This is a genomic window from Streptomyces sp. NPDC013157 (assembly GCF_042899865.1).
Taxonomy (GTDB): domain Bacteria; phylum Actinomycetota; class Actinomycetes; order Streptomycetales; family Streptomycetaceae; genus Streptomyces.
In genome coordinates, this window is record NZ_JBIBAK010000001.1 from 902,095 (window position 1) to 916,085 (window position 13,991).

11 protein-coding genes are annotated in these 13,991 nt (G+C 71.8%); 6 read left to right on the top strand and 5 right to left on the bottom strand.

All coding sequences use genetic code 11. The features are described from left to right. Positions 1 to 165: 165 nt before the first annotated feature. The 4 genes from cysC (at position 166) to ACFY6U_RS04035 (ending at position 3,531) form a co-directional block, all read left to right on the top strand. Complete coding sequence (gene cysC / locus ACFY6U_RS04020; protein ID WP_390034944.1) at positions 166 to 717, top strand: adenylyl-sulfate kinase; 552 nt, start codon at positions 166 to 168, stop codon at positions 715 to 717. Further along, positions 714 to 1,616, top strand: coding sequence for a sulfate adenylyltransferase subunit CysD (gene cysD, locus ACFY6U_RS04025; protein WP_390034945.1), 903 nt, complete (start codon positions 714 to 716; stop codon positions 1,614 to 1,616). The genes cysC and cysD overlap by 4 nt, the downstream gene beginning before the upstream one ends. A gap of 11 nt (positions 1,617 to 1,627) precedes the next feature. Continuing rightward, positions 1,628 to 2,839 carry a sulfate adenylyltransferase subunit 1 gene (locus ACFY6U_RS04030; protein WP_390034946.1) on the top strand — a complete coding sequence of 404 codons (1,212 nt, stop codon included), beginning with the start codon at positions 1,628 to 1,630 and terminating at the stop codon, positions 2,837 to 2,839. A 242-nt stretch (positions 2,840 to 3,081) separates the two neighbouring features. After that, a complete protein-coding gene (locus ACFY6U_RS04035; RefSeq protein WP_390034947.1) occupies positions 3,082 to 3,531 on the top strand; it encodes an ATP-binding protein in 450 nt (149 codons plus the stop codon). Here ACFY6U_RS04035 and ACFY6U_RS04040 read toward each other — a convergent pair. The 3 genes from ACFY6U_RS04040 to ACFY6U_RS04050 all read right to left on the bottom strand — a co-directional run bounded on the left by ACFY6U_RS04040 (position 3,491) and on the right by ACFY6U_RS04050 (position 7,661). After that, positions 3,491 to 4,927, bottom strand: a complete 1,437-nt coding sequence (locus ACFY6U_RS04040) for an amino acid permease (RefSeq protein WP_390034948.1) — start codon at positions 4,925 to 4,927, stop codon at positions 3,491 to 3,493. The genes ACFY6U_RS04035 and ACFY6U_RS04040 overlap by 41 nt on opposite strands. 116 nt (positions 4,928 to 5,043) lie before the next feature. Continuing rightward, positions 5,044 to 6,051, bottom strand: coding sequence for an ornithine carbamoyltransferase (gene argF / locus ACFY6U_RS04045; protein WP_390034949.1), 1,008 nt, complete (start codon positions 6,049 to 6,051; stop codon positions 5,044 to 5,046). A gap of 386 nt (positions 6,052 to 6,437) precedes the next feature. Next, positions 6,438 to 7,661 carry an arginine deiminase gene (locus ACFY6U_RS04050; protein WP_390034950.1) on the bottom strand — a complete coding sequence of 408 codons (1,224 nt, stop codon included), beginning with the start codon at positions 7,659 to 7,661 and terminating at the stop codon, positions 6,438 to 6,440. Positions 7,662 to 7,789: 128 nt separating this feature from the next. Between ACFY6U_RS04050 and ACFY6U_RS04055 the strand changes: the two genes are divergently transcribed. Together ACFY6U_RS04055 and ACFY6U_RS04060 are read left to right on the top strand one after the other, a co-directional pair. After that, the gene (locus ACFY6U_RS04055) at positions 7,790 to 8,923 is read left to right on the top strand and encodes an SPFH domain-containing protein (RefSeq protein WP_390034951.1); all 1,134 of its coding nucleotides are present in this window, start codon (positions 7,790 to 7,792) and stop codon (positions 8,921 to 8,923) included. Beyond that, positions 8,920 to 9,819 carry a hypothetical protein gene (locus ACFY6U_RS04060; protein WP_390034952.1) on the top strand — a complete coding sequence of 300 codons (900 nt, stop codon included), beginning with the start codon at positions 8,920 to 8,922 and terminating at the stop codon, positions 9,817 to 9,819. Before ACFY6U_RS04055 ends, ACFY6U_RS04060 begins: the two co-directional genes overlap by 4 nt. Before the next feature lie 24 nt (positions 9,820 to 9,843). On the opposite strand, the gene ACFY6U_RS04065 is transcribed toward ACFY6U_RS04060, so the two are convergent. Both ACFY6U_RS04065 and ACFY6U_RS04070 read right to left on the bottom strand, forming a co-directional pair. Continuing rightward, complete coding sequence (locus ACFY6U_RS04065) at positions 9,844 to 12,390, bottom strand: polynucleotide kinase-phosphatase (RefSeq protein ID WP_390034953.1); 2,547 nt, start codon at positions 12,388 to 12,390, stop codon at positions 9,844 to 9,846. Further along, a complete protein-coding gene (locus ACFY6U_RS04070) occupies positions 12,387 to 13,865 on the bottom strand; it encodes a 3' terminal RNA ribose 2'-O-methyltransferase Hen1 (RefSeq protein ID WP_390034954.1) in 1,479 nt (492 codons plus the stop codon). Before ACFY6U_RS04070 ends, ACFY6U_RS04065 begins: the two co-directional genes overlap by 4 nt. Positions 13,866 to 13,991: the final 126 nt, after the last annotated feature.

Here is a 13,991-nt window from a genome sequence, read left to right on the forward strand (position 1 = left end):
CTGCCTTCTGTGAAATGTTCATTGCAGGGCACTGTGACCTCTTGCGTACCAGGAGTCACTCAGTTAAACCTCAGGTTCCTTAACCGCTCCTCTCAGACTTCTTACCTACTCTTCGACGGGTCGTACGCGAGTTCGCCGAGAAGGTAAGGAAGAGGTCTGTTGCGCATGACCACCACGCCAAGGGCTCAGGGAGCCACGGTCTGGCTGACGGGGCTGCCGAGCGCGGGCAAGACGACGATCGCCCGCCTCCTCGGCGACCGGCTCAAGGCCGAGGGACATCGCGTGGAGGTCCTCGACGGTGACGAGATCCGTCGCTTCCTCTCGGCCGGCCTCGGTTTCTCCCGGACGGACCGCAACACCAACGTGCAGCGCATCGGCCTGGTCTCCGAGGTGCTCGCACGCAACGGCGTGCTCTCCGTCGTCCCGGTGATCGCCCCCTACGCGGACAGCCGCGAGGCGGTCCGCAACCGGCACGAGAAGAGCGGGACGCCGTACCTGGAGGTACATGTGGCGACCCCCGTCGAGGTGTGCAGCGAGCGGGACGTGAAGGGCCTGTACGCCAGGCAGGCCGCGGGCCGGCTGACCGGGCTGACCGGCGTCGACGACCCGTACGAGCCGCCCACGGATCCGGCGCTGGTGCTGCGCACCCAGGAGCAGACCCCGCGGGAGTCGGCGGACGCGGTGCACGCGCTGCTGGTGGAGCGGGGGCTGGCATGAGCACCTTCACGCTGTCGCACCTGGACGCGCTGGAGTCCGAGGCGGTCCACATCTTCCGCGAGGTGGCGGGCGAGTTCGAACGGCCGGTGATCCTCTTCTCCGGCGGCAAGGACTCCATCGTCATGCTCCACCTCGCCCTCAAGGCGTTCGCCCCGGCCGCGATCCCCTTCTCGCTCCTGCACGTGGACACCGGACACAACTTCCCCGAGGTCCTCGAATACCGGGACCGTGTGGTCGCCGCACATGGGCTGCGCCTCCACGTGGCCTCCGTACAGGACTACATCGACCGCGGTGTGCTGCGCGAACGCCCCGACGGCACCCGCAACCCGCTCCAGACCCTCCCGCTGACCGAGAAGATCCAGAGCGAGAAGTTCGACGCCGTCTTCGGCGGCGGCCGCCGCGACGAGGAGAAGGCCCGCGCCAAGGAGCGCGTCTTCTCCCTGCGCGACGAGTTCTCCCAGTGGGACCCGCGCCGCCAGCGCCCCGAGCTGTGGAACCTCTACAACGGCCGGCACGCCCCCGGCGAGCACGTCCGCGTCTTCCCGCTCTCCAACTGGACCGAGCTGGACGTCTGGCAGTACATCGCCCGCGAGGAGATCGAACTCCCCCAGATCTACTACGCCCACCACCGCGAGGTCTTCATGCGGGGCGGGATGTGGCTGACCGCCGGTGACTGGGGCGGGCCGCGGGAGAACGAGTCCGTGGAGAAGCGGCAGGTGCGCTACCGGACCGTCGGTGACATGTCCTGCACGGGCGCGGTGGACTCCGACGCCGACAGCATCGAGAAGGTGATCGCCGAGATCGCCGCCTCCCGGCTCACCGAGCGCGGCGCGACGCGTGCCGACGACAAGCTCTCCGAGGCCGCGATGGAAGACCGCAAGCGCGAAGGGTACTTCTAGGCATGACCGCCATGACCAGCACGACCATCGACACCCTGCGGTTCGCGACCGCCGGCTCCGTCGACGACGGCAAGTCCACCCTCGTCGGACGGCTGCTGCACGACTCCAAGTCGGTCCTCGCCGACCAGCTGGAGGCCGTCGAGCAGGCCTCCCTCAACCGCGGCCAGGACACCCCCGACCTCGCCCTCCTCACCGACGGCCTGCGTGCCGAGCGCGAGCAGGGCATCACCATCGACGTGGCCTACCGCTACTTCGCCACCCCGAAGCGCCGGTTCATCCTCGCCGACACCCCGGGCCACGTGCAGTACACCCGCAACATGGTCACCGGCGCCTCCACCGCCGAACTGGCGATCATCCTGGTCGACGCCCGCAACGGGGTCGTCGAGCAGACCCGGCGGCACGCGGCCGTGGCGGCCCTGCTGCGTGTCCCGCACGTCGTCCTGGCCGTCAACAAGATGGACCTGGTCGGCTACGAGCGGGCCGAGTTCGAGCGGATCGTCGCCGACTTCACCGCCCAGACCGCCGAGCTGGGGCTCCCCGAGGTCACCGCGATCCCGGTCTCGGCGCTGGCGGGTGACAACGTCGTCGACCGTTCCGCGCACATGGACTGGTACGACGGCCCGGCGCTCCTGGAGTTCCTGGAGAACGTCCCGGTGGCCGCCGACGCCACCGACGCCCCGGCCCGTTTCCCGGTCCAGTACGTCATCAGGCACGGTGACGTCCGTCACTACGCGGGCCAGCTGGTCTCGGGCTCGCTGCGGGTCGGCGACCGGGTCACCGTGCACCCGTCCGGGGCCACCTCCACGGTCGCGGCGATCGACGTGCTCGGCGCCGGCGCCGAGGCGGCCCGTGCCCCGCAGTCCATCGGGGTGCGCCTGACCGACCAGCGGGACGTCTCGCGCGGTGACATGATCACCGCGGGTCCGGAAACGCCGGTGCTCACCCAGGACGTGACGGCGGCCGTGTGCCATCTGGCCGACCGGCCGCTCCGGGTCGGCGACCGGGTGCTGCTCAAGCACGCCACCCGGACCGTCAAGGCGATCGTCCGGGACCTGGGGGGCGCGGCCGAGCTGACCGTCAACGACCTGGGCCGGATCACCCTGCGCAGCGCCGAGCCGCTGCCGCTGGACGCCTACGCGGTCTCCCGCCGTACCGGCGCCTTCATCCTGATCGACCCGGCGGACGGCGCGACGCTGACCGCGGGGATGGTCGAGTTCGGCTGACCCCTCCTGCTGCGGAAGAGCCCCCGGAAACCGGGGGCTTTTTCGTATGTGCCGCGTCACAAGGTCACGGCGCGTCAATAACGCGGTAACAGCGGAGCCGGACGTGGGAGACGGGCCCATCGGCGGGGTAAGCCACCCGTTACCGGGACGAAGGTCCCGTCAGGGGGGCGCCGACAGCGTCCGGGACGGGACCCGTACCATTCCTACAGTTGAAAGCAGGACAAGCAGTGATCGCCTGCGCCATGAACGGAATCGCCGTGTACGAACCACCTTCCGCCGCCTCGTGGCGTATCGCGCTGCCGCACACCGTCGCGGCCGTGCCGGTCGCCCGTGCCCTGGTGCGCTCGGCGATGGAGGAGGCGGACCACGCGGCCGACCCCGACACCGCCGAACTGCTCACGGCGGAACTGGTCGCCAACGCCGTGGAGCACACCGCCGGCAAGGGACCGATAGAGCTGGTCGTCGAACTGGTGCCGGGGGGCTGCAAGGTCGAGGTGCACGACCCGGACCCGGCGCCGCCCGGCCATCTCACCCGTCCGGTGATCGAGGAGCCCGACCCCATGCAGGAGGGCGGGCGCGGCCTGCTGCTGATCCGCGCCCTGAGCTCGTCCTGCGGGCACCGCCCCACCGAGTCCGGCAAGGCGGTGTGGTTCAGGCTTCCTGCAGTACCGCGTCAGTGGCGGCCGGCGTAGCCGGCTCGGCGGTGGCCAGCGTGGAGTTCCGGCGTCCGTAGCCGACGTAGACCAGCAGGCCCACGGCCAGGAAGACGGCGAACTGGATCCAGGTCGTCCACCCGGTCTCGTACATCAGGTAGAGACAGAAGCCGACGCCCAGCAGCGGGGCGACCGGGTAGAGCGGCACCCGGAAGGTGCGGGCGAGGGCCGGTTCGCGGCGGCGCAGGGCGATCACCGCGATGTTCACCACGGCCATGATCGCGAGAGTGCCGATGGTACACAGGTTCATCACCGCGTCCAGCGAGGCGAAGGCCGCCGGCAGTGCGAAGACGGCCGCGACGATCAGGGTGCCCGCGACGGGCGCGGCGGTCTTCGGGGAGACCTTCTCGAAGACGCGCGGGATCAGGCCGTCCCGGGACATGGACATGAGGATGCGGGTCTGGCCGTACATCACCGCGAGGACGACCGAGGCGATGGCGACGACCGCGCCGAAGGCGATCACACCGCCGCCGATCGTGGACCCGGTGACCTGGTTGACGACGTAGGAGAGCGCGGCGGGGCGGCCCGCGACCCGGTCGCCGCCGATGGCGCCGATGGCGGCCAGCGCGACCGCGCAGTACAGCAGGGTGACCACGCCCATGCAGACGAGGATGGCGACCGGGATGTCCCGGCGCGGGTTCTTCGCCTCCTCGCCGGCCGTGGTGATCGCGTCGAAGCCGATGTAGGAGAAGAACGCGGCGGTGGTGCCCGCGCCGATGCCGCCGAGGCCCGCCGGGGAGAACGGGACGAGGTTGCCGTCCTTGAAGGCGCTGAAGCCGATCGCACAGAACGCGAGCAGGATGACCAGCTTCACGGCCGCCATCGCGGCAGTGGCCCGGGCGCTCTCCCGGACCCCGCGCACCAGCAGGACGGCGGCCATCGCGATGACGATCACGGCGGGCAGGTTCACGACACCGCCGTCGCCGGGGCCCGCGGACAGGGCGTGCGGGAGCTGGAGGCCGGTGAGGCTGTGCAGCAGCTCGTTGACGTACTGGCTCCAGCCGACCGCGACGGCCGAGATCGAGATGCCGTACTCCAGGAGCAGGCACCAGCCGACCAGGAACGCGGTGGACTCGCCGAGTCCGGCGTAGGCGAAGGAGTACGACGATCCGGAGACCGGGATCGCGCCGCCCAGCTCGGCGAAGGACAGGGCGGTGAAGACGCAGGTGACCGCGGCGAGGACGAAGGAGACGACCACGGCCGGGCCGGCCTGGGCGACCGAGTCGGAGAGGCCGACGAAGATGCCGGTGCCGACGATCGCTCCGATGCCGAAGCAGATCAGCTGGAAGAGGCCCATGGTACGGCGGAGGCCGTGGCCCTCCCGGTCGGCGCCTGATTCGGCCACCAGGAGGTGGGGGGACTTGATGCGGGGCATGCGGGTGGTGCTCGTTTCTGGTGGTGCGGGTGCGATCCGGGGTCGGTCGCGGCGGCGGCCTCGGCGAGGGGTGGTGCCGGGCCGCCGCACAGCATAGGGGCAATGAACAGGGCTGGTCAGGCGAGTGTGGCCACCAGCACGGCCTTGATGGTGTGCATCCGGTTCTCGGCCTCGTCGAAGACGACCGAGTGCTCGGACTCGAACACCTCGTCGGTGACCTCCAGTTCGGTCAGCCCGTGCCGCTCGTGGATCTCGCGGCCGACGACGGTACCGAGGTCGTGGAAGGCCGGCAGGCAGTGCAGGAACTTCACGTCGGGGTTGCCGGTGGCACGGAGCACGTCCATGGTGACGGCGTACGGTCCGAGCAGCGCGATGCGCTCGTCCCAGACCTCCTTGGGCTCGCCCATCGACACCCAGACGTCGGTGGCGACGAAGTCGGTGTCACGCACCCCGTCCTTCACGTTCTCGGTGAGCGTGATCCGGGCGCCGGACGCGCCGGCCAGCTGCTGGGCCAGCTCGACGATGGTGTCGTCCGGCCACAGCAGACGGGGCGCGACGATCCGGACGTCCATGCCGAGCAGGGCGCCGGTGACGAGGTAGGAGTTGCCCATGTTGTAGCGGGCGTCGCCGAGGTAGGCGAAGGCGAGGTCGGTGAGCGGCTTGTCGCTGTGCTCGGTCATGGTGAGCACGTCGGCGAGCATCTGGGTGGGGTGCCACTCGTCGGTGAGACCGTTGTAGACGGGCACGCCGGCGAACGCGGCCAGCTCCTCGACGACGCCCTGGCCGTGCCCGCGGTACTCGATCGCGTCGTACATGCGGCCGAGGACCCGGGCGGTGTCCTTCACCGACTCCTTGTGCCCGAGCTGCGAGCCGGCCGGGTCGAGGTAGGTGGTGGCGGCCCCCTGGTCGGCGGCGGCGACCTCGAAGGCGCAGCGGGTGCGGGTGGAGGTCTTCTCGAAGACCAGCGCGATGCTCTTCCCGCGCAGGTACTGGGTCTCGGCCCCGGCCTTCTTCGCCGCCTTCAGTTCGGCGGCCAGCTCGACCAGCCCCCGAAACTCCTCCTGGGTGAAGTCCAGCTCCTTGAGGAAGTGGCGGCCGGCGAGGGCGGTCGGGACAGTCGCCATGGGGGCGCTCCAGCGGTTGGGGTCGGCTTCGGGGACGTTGGAAGTCTATACGATGTTCCACATTTCTATACAGGGCCGTCGGGTCATCCCGCTCGGCACGTTTTCATACTGCGCCCCCTGCGCGGCCGTACATGGCTTTGAGCGCCGCGCACCGTCGGCATCGCACCGCCCGCAAGGGCGCCGAAGCCTCCGCGCGACTCGGCCGACACCGTGGGCACCACCGGTCAGCGGCCCGTCGGACCACCGCCGGATCGGACCACCACTCCGACAGCGCGCCCGCGCACCGCGTGATGCGACCGGCCGGCGGGAACGGCATCGCCCGCCGGGCGGCCTCCTCCCGGACCGCGAGGTCCCGCCACGAGGAAAGGCGTCTTATGCGGCGCTCCTCACACGGCATCCCGCTCCACCGGGCAGCTCATGCACCGCGGCCCGCCCCTCCCCCGCCCCAGTTCGCTCCCCGGGATCTCGATCACCTCGATGCCCTGCTTGCGCAGATGGGTGTTGGTGGTGGAGTTGCGTTCGTAGGCGACCACGACCCCGGGTTCGACGGCGAGGACGTTGCAGCCGTCGTCCCACTGCTCGCGCTCGGCCGCGTGCACGTCCTGGGTGGCGGTCAGGACCCTGATCTCGCTGAGGCCGAGGGCGGCGGCGACGGCCCGGTGCATGTGCTCCGGCGGGTGGTCGGTGACCTTGAGCTCCTTGTCGCCGGCGCCCGGTTCGATGGTGTACGAGCGGAGCATGCCGAGCCCGGCGTACTGGGTGAAGGTGTCGCCGTCGACCATCGTCATCACGGTGTCGAGGTGCATGAAGGCGCGCCGCTTCGGCATGTCCAGGGCGACGATGGTCTGCGCCGAGCCGGCCGCGAACAGCTTGTGCGCGAGCATCTCGACGGCCTGCGGGGTGGTGCGCTCGCTCATGCCGATCAGGACCGCGCCGTTGCCGATCACCAGGACGTCGCCGCCCTCGATGGTGGACGGGTAGGCGGCCTGCCCCTCCGACCACACGTGGAACGTTTCGCCGCGGAAGAGCGGGTGGTGCCGGTAGATCGCCTCGAAGTGCACGGTCTCGCGCTGCCGGGCGGGCCAGCGCATGGCGTTGATGGAGACGCCGTCGTAGACCCAGGCGGAGGTGTCGCGGGTGAAGAGGTGGTTGGGAAGCGGTTCGAGGAGGAAGTCGTCGAGGTCCATGACATGGAAGCGGACCGAGGTGGGCTCCTCGTGGGCGGCCAGGAACTCCCGCTTGGTCATGCCGCCGACCAGCGCCTCGGCCAGTTCGGCCGCCGGCAGTTTCCCGAAGGCGGTGCGCAGGTGGTCGGTGGCGAGGGGGCCGTACTCCTTCTCGTCGAAGACCCGGTCCAGGACGAGGGTGCGGGCGGCCTGGATCTCCAGCGCCTCTTCGAGCAGGTCGCCGAAGAGGTGGACGGCGACCCCGCGGTCGCGCAGCACGTCGGCGAAGCCGTCGTGCTCGGCCCGGGCCCGGCGCACCCAGAGGACGTCGTCGAAGAGGAGGGCGTCCTTGTTGCTCGGGGTGAGCCTTTTGAGCTCCAGATCCGGCCGGTGGAGTATGACGCGGCGCAGCCGCCCGGCCTCGGAGTCGACGTGGAATCCCATGCCTCCATCCTGACCATCGGCGACCGTGTTCACCCCCTGCTCGACCGTTTCTTGTTCTCGTCCCCTTGACGACAAACAGGGTCCAGGATTATGGTCAACTTGACTCTAAAAGCGAGGGGGCGGATCCGATGGCCGACATCACCCGGCGCCTGGGCTGGCGCCATCTGCGCGGCGCGCCGACGGCGCACGTCAGACACCACCGGGGCGAGAAGCTGCTGCACGACGGGCCGGGGCTCAGCTTCTGGTTCCGCGCGCTCACCGCGGCGATCTCCGAAATACCGGTCGACGACCGTGAACTGGCGATGACCTTCCACGCCCGTACGGCCGACTTCCAGGACGTGGCGGTCCAGGCGACCGTCACCTACCGCGTCGGAGACCCGGCCGTCGCGGCCGCCCGTCTCGACTTCTCCATCGACCCGGACACCGGTGTCTGGCGCGGCACCCCCCTCGAACAGCTCGGCACCCTGCTGACGGAGACGGCCCAGCAGCACGCGCTGGACGCGCTGGCCCGCACCCCGCTCGCGGAGGCGCTGGTCGACGGGGTGGCGGTGGTCCGGGAGCGGATCGCGGCCGGCCTGGCCGCGGAACCGCGGCTGCCCGCAACCGGCATCGAGGTGGTGGCCGTCCGCGTGATGGCCCTGCGGCCGGAGCCCGAGGTGGAGCGGGCGCTGCGCACCCCGGCCCGCGAGCAGATCCAGCAGGAGGCCGACCGGGCGACGTACGAGCGGCGCGCGGTGGCCGTCGAGCGGGAGCGGGCGATCGCCGAGAACGAGCTGGCGAGCCAGATCGAACTGGCCCGCCGCGAGGAACAGCTGGTCGAGCAGCGGGGCACCAACACGCGGCGGGAGGCGGAGGAGCACGCGGCGGCCGACGCGGTCCGGGCAGAGGCGGAGGCCACCCGCACGGTGAAGCTGGCGGAGGCGGAGGCCGCCAGGTCCGTGAAGCTGGCGGACGCGGAGGCGGCGCGCACGGTACGGCTGGCGGAGGCGGAGGCGTCGCGCTCCGCGAAGCTGGGCGAGGCGGAGGCGGCCCGGGCGGTCACGCTGGCGCGGGCCGAGGCCGCGGCGGCCCGGGAGGTCGGTGAGGCGCGGGCCGCGGCGCAGGCTGCCTGGCTGCGGGTGCACGGCGAGGCGGACGTGGCCACGCTGCACGCCCTCACCGGCGCCCGGCTCGCCGAGAACCTGCCGCGCATCGACAGCGTGACCGTGTCGCCCGACGTGCTGACCGGGCTGCTCGCCAGGCTGGGCGGGGAGCGGGAGTGAGCCTCGCGCCGCGGGCCGTGCTCGTCCACCGGACCACGGAGTACGAGGAGCTGGTGGCCCGGCACGGCACGCACGGCCAGGCCGCCTTCTTCCTCGCCTCCCGGGGCCGGGACATGGCCGAGGTCGCCGAACGCCACCGGCGCACCCGGCGGGCGCTCGCGGAGGTGACCTCGGCGGTGCCGCTGGCCTGGCGCCAGGCCCGGGTCGAGCGGGCCGACCTGGACCGCTTCCTGTTCGCGCCGGAGGACGTGGTCGTGGTGGTCGGCCAGGACGGGCTGGTGGCGAACGTGGCCAAGTACCTGGACGGCCAGCCGGTGATCGGCGTCGACACCGACCCCGGCCGCAACCCGGGGGTGCTGGTACGGCATCGCCCGGAGCAGGCACCCGTCCTGCTGGCCTCCGTCGCGGCCACGGCCACGGGCGCCGACGAGCTGACGATGGTCGAGGCGGTCGCCGACGACACCCAGCGGCTCGTGGCGCTCAACGAGATCTACTTCGGTGCCGCCGGTCATCAGACCGCCCGATACCGCCTGGGCCTCGAGAACGACGGGGGTGTCGTCGAGGCCCAGGCCTCTTCCGGAGTGCTGGTGGGCACCGGCACGGGGGCCACCGGCTGGCTGGGCTCGGTGTGGCGGGAGCGCGGCGCCCGGCTCCCGCTGCCCGCCCCCGCGGAGGACCGCCTCCTCTGGTTCGTCCGCGAGGCCTGGCCCTCGCCGGCGACCGGGACCTCCCTGGTCGCCGGCGAGCTGACGGCCTCGGCGGCCCTGACCCTCACGGTCGAGTCGGACCGCCTGATCGCCTTCGGCGACGGCATCGAGACCGACTCCCTGGAGCTGACCTGGGGCCAGACCGTACGGGTGGGGGCGTGCTCGCGGCGGCTGCGGCTGGTCGGCTGACCGGCAGGCCGGAGCCGCCGCGGTTCACAGCCGCGGGTCCACCGGCTCCGACTCCAGGGCCAGCACCCCGAACACCGCCTCGTGCACCCGCCACAGCGGCTCGCCGTCCGCGAGGCGGTCCAGGGCCTCCAGGCCGAGGGCGTACTCGCGGATCGCCAGGGACCGCTTGTGGTTGAGGAAGCGGCCCCGCAGGCGGGTGAGGTTGTCGGGGCGGGTGTACTCGGGGCCGTAGATGATCCGCAGGTACTCCCGGCCGCGGCACTTGATGCCGGGCTGGACCAGCCGGCCCTGCGGGTCGCGGACCAGCGCGTCAGCCGGTTTGACGACCATGCCCTCGCCGCCCCGGCCGGTCATCTCCAGCCACCAGTCGACGCCTGCCCGCACCGACTCCGGGTCGCCGGTGTCGACGTGCAGGCGCCGGGTGGTCTGCAGCAGGCCGGTGGGGTCGTGCTCGACCAGCCGGTCCAGGAGCGCGAGCTGCTCGTCGTGCGGGAGCGCGGCGAGGCTGCGGCCCTGGACGGCGAGGATCTGGAAGGGGGCGAGGCGCACCCCGTCCAGGCCCTCGGTGGTCCAGCAGTAGCGGCGGTAGGCGTCGGTGAACGCGGCCGCGTCGGCGGCGCGTTCACGCTGCCGGGTCAGCAGGTCGGTCACCGCCACGCTCCGGCCCGCCGCACGCTCCAGGGCGGCCAGCGCGCCCGGGAAGACCGCGCCGGAGGCGGCGCCGACGGCCGCGTACTGGGTGCGCAGCAGGCCGGAGGCCTTGAGCGACCAGGGCAGCAGTTCGGCGTCCAACAGCAGCCAGTCGGTGGCGAGTTCGTCCCAGAGGCCGGCCGCGTCGACCGAGGCGCGGATGCGGCCGAGGATCTCCTCGGTCACCGACTCGTCGGCGAAGAACGGGCGCCCGGTGCGGGTGTACAGGGAGCCGGTCGGGCCGGGGGCGACGCCGAAGCGCTTGTGCGCGACCTCCGCGTCCCGGCACACCAGCGCCACCGCTCGCGAGCCCATGTGCTTCTCCTCGCACACCACGCGGGCGACCCCGTCCGCGGCGTACTGGGCGAAGGCCTCCGCCGGGTGCTCCAGGTAGCCGTCGACGTGACTCGTGGCCGTCGGGGCCATGGTCGGCGGCAGGTACGGCAGCAGGCGGGGGTCGATCGCGAAGCGGCTCATCACCTCCAGGGCGGCCGCCGCGTTCTCCTCGCGGACCGCGATCCGGCCCTGGTGACGGGTCTCGACGGCGCGGCGCCCGTGGACGTCCGCCAGGTCCAGCGGGCGTCCGTCCTGGCCGCCCGGCGCCTCGGTGAGCAGCGGGCGGGCCGGTTCGTACCAGACCCGCTCGGCCGGTACGTCGACCAGCTCCCGCTCCGGCCAGCGCAGCGCGGTCAGCTTGCCGCCGAAGACCGCACCGGTGTCCAGGCAGATGGTGTTGTTCAGCCAGGTCGCCTCCGGGACCGGGGTGTGGCCGTAGACGACGGCCGCGCGGCCCCGGTAGTCCTCGGCCCACGGGTAGCGCACGGGCAGGCCGAACTCGTCGGTCTCGCCCGTGGTCTCGCCGTACAGGGCGTGCGAGCGGACCCGGCCGGAGGTGCGGCCGTGGTACTTCTCGGGCAGCCCGGCGTGGCAGACGACCAGCTTCCCGCCGTCGAGGACGTAGTGGCTGACCAGTCCGTCGATGAACTCCCGTACCTGCGCCCGGAACTCCTCGCTCTCGCCGGCCATCTGCTCGATGGTCTCGGCGAGTCCGTGGGTGTGCTGGACCTTGCGGCCCTTGAGGTGACGGCCGTACTTGTTCTCGTGGTTGCCGGGCACGCACAGGGCGTTGCCCGAGCCGACCATCGACATCACCCGGCGCAGTACGCCCGGGCTGTCGGGGCCGCGGTCGACGAGGTCGCCGACGAAGACGGCCGTACGGCCCTCGGGGTGCACGCCGTCCTGGTAGCCCAACTTGACGAGCAGGGACTCCAGTTCGTTCGCGCAGCCGTGGATGTCGCCGACGATGTCGAAGGGGCCGGTGAGGTGGGTGAGGTCGTTGAACCGCTTCTCGGTGACGACGGTCGCCGACTCGATCTCCTCGGTACCGCGCAGGACGTGCACCTTGCGGAAGCCCTCGCGCTCCAGGTGGCGCAGGGAGCGGCGGAGTTCGCGGATGTGGCGCTGGACGACCCGGCGGGGCATGTCGGCCCGGTCGGTGCGGGCCTTGTTGCGTTCGGCGCACACCTCCTCGGGCACGTCGAGGACGATGACGACGGGCAGCACGTCGTACCGCTTGGCCAGGTCGATCAGCTGGCGCCGGGACTCCTGCTGGACGCTGGTCGCGTCGACGACCGTGCGGCGGCCGGCGGCGAGCCGCTTGCCGGCGATGTAGTGGAGGACGTCGAAGGCGTCCTTCGTGGCGCTCTGGTCGTTCTCGTCGTCGGAGACCAGACCGCGGCAGAAGTCGGAGGAGATGACCTCGGTCGGCTTGAAGTGGCGCCGGGCGAAGGTGGACTTGCCGGAGCCGGAGGCGCCGACGAGGACGACGAGGGAGAGGTCGGTGACGGGGAGGACCCGTCCGGTGCGCTGTGTCCCGGTCATGCCGCCTTCGCCTCCTTCGCGGCGCGTTCGGTGGCCGTGCGTAGTTCGAAGACGGCCATCTGGGTGGGTGGGCCGACCTCGGGGTCGTCCGGGCCCACGGGGGTGAACTCGACGTCGTAGCCGTGGAGTTCGGCGACCCGGTGGGCCCAGGCGCGGAACTCCTCGCGGGTCCACTCGAAGCGGTGGTCGCCGTGCCGGGTGTGGCCGGCGGGGAGGGTCTCCCAGCGGACGTTGTACTCGACGTTCGGGGTGGTGACGAGGACCGTGCGCGGGCGGGCGGCGCCGAACACGGCGTACTCCAGGGCGGGCAGCCGTGGCAGGTCGAGGTGTTCGATCACCTCGCTGAGCACGGCGGCGTCGTACCCCTTCAGCCGCTTGTCGGTGTAGGCGAGCGAGCCCTGGAAGAGGTTGACGCGGGCGGCCTGCCGCTCCCCCATGCGGTCCAGCTTGAGCCGCCGGGAGGCGATGGTGAGCGCCCGCATCGACACGTCGACGCCGACGATCTCGGTGAAGGACGGGTCCTTCAGCAGCGCCTGCACCAACTGGCCCTGACCGCAGCCGAGGTCGAGGACCCGGGCGGCGCCGGAGCGCCGGAGCGCGTCGAGGATCGCCTCCCGGCGCTGCACGGCGAGCGGGGTCGGCTTCTCTTCGGTCTCCGTCTCCTCCTCGACCGCGTTGTCGATCTCCTCGACCTCGCTGTCGTCGGTCTCGGCGAGCCGCACCAGCTCCAGCCGTTCCATCGCCTGCCGGGTCAGCGACCAGCGGCGGGAGAGATAGCGGCTGGTGATGAGCTTCTGCTCGGGGTGGCCGGACAGCCAGCCCTCGCCCGCGCGCAGCAGCTTGTCGACCTCCTCGGAGGAGACCCAGTAGTGCTTGGCGTCGTCGAGGACGGGGAGCAGGACGTAGAGGTGCCGCAGCGCCTCGGAGAGGGTCAGCGCCTCGGACTCCAGGACCAGTCCGACGTACCGCGACTCGCCCCACTCCGGGAACCGGGCGTCCAGGGCGACCGGTTCGGCGGTCACCGTCCAGCCGAGCGGCTCGAAGAGGTGCCGTACCAGGCCGGGGCCGCCGCGGGCGGGCAGCGCGGGTACCTCCACGCGCAACGGCCGCGGCTGCGCCGGGGCATCGGGGCGGGCCTTGCAGACGCCGCGCATCGCGCTGGAGAAGACGTTGCCGATCGCCACGGCGAGCAGCGAGGAGGCCGCGTAGGGGCGGTCGTTGACGTACTGCGCGAGCGCCGCGTCGGGTGCGCCGCCGCGGCCCTTGCCCTTGCCGCGCCGGACCAGCGCCACCGCGTCCACCTCCAGGAGCAGCGCCGCCGTGCAGCGCTCGGCATCCGCCTCGGGGTAGAAGACGTGCGCGATGCCGTGCGAGGTGGTGAAGGTCTGCGCGTTGTCGGGGTGCTTGTGCAGCAGGAACCCGAGGTCGGTCGCGGGACGTTCGGGGGTGCCGGTGGTGGTGATCGTCAGGAACACGGTGGGTCGCCTCGAAAAGGGTCAGGAAAGGGTGCGAAAGCGCTGGTCGCGCGGTTGTTCGCGGTTCCAACGTACCTAGGGACGCGAGTGGGTGCGCGGAATTTCTCCGGGGCTGGGGGAGGAACT

Coding starts and splice junctions, on each gene's coding strand:
- ACFY6U_RS04040 (WP_390034948.1), bottom strand. CDS start 4,927: ATGCCCCGCATCAAGTCCCCCCACCTCCTGGTGGCCGAATCAGGCGCC.
- ACFY6U_RS04030 (WP_390034946.1), top strand. CDS start 1,628: ATGACCAGCACGACCATCGACACCCTGCGGTTCGCGACCGCCGGCTCC.
- ACFY6U_RS04035 (WP_390034947.1), top strand. CDS start 3,082: ATGAACGGAATCGCCGTGTACGAACCACCTTCCGCCGCCTCGTGGCGT.
- ACFY6U_RS04055 (WP_390034951.1), top strand. CDS start 7,790: ATGGCCGACATCACCCGGCGCCTGGGCTGGCGCCATCTGCGCGGCGCG.
- ACFY6U_RS04050 (WP_390034950.1), bottom strand. CDS start 7,661: ATGGGATTCCACGTCGACTCCGAGGCCGGGCGGCTGCGCCGCGTCATA.
- cysC (WP_390034944.1), top strand. CDS start 166: ATGACCACCACGCCAAGGGCTCAGGGAGCCACGGTCTGGCTGACGGGG.
- ACFY6U_RS04065 (WP_390034953.1), bottom strand. CDS start 12,390: ATGACCGGGACACAGCGCACCGGACGGGTCCTCCCCGTCACCGACCTC.
- argF (WP_390034949.1), bottom strand. CDS start 6,051: ATGGCGACTGTCCCGACCGCCCTCGCCGGCCGCCACTTCCTCAAGGAG.
- cysD (WP_390034945.1), top strand. CDS start 714: ATGAGCACCTTCACGCTGTCGCACCTGGACGCGCTGGAGTCCGAGGCG.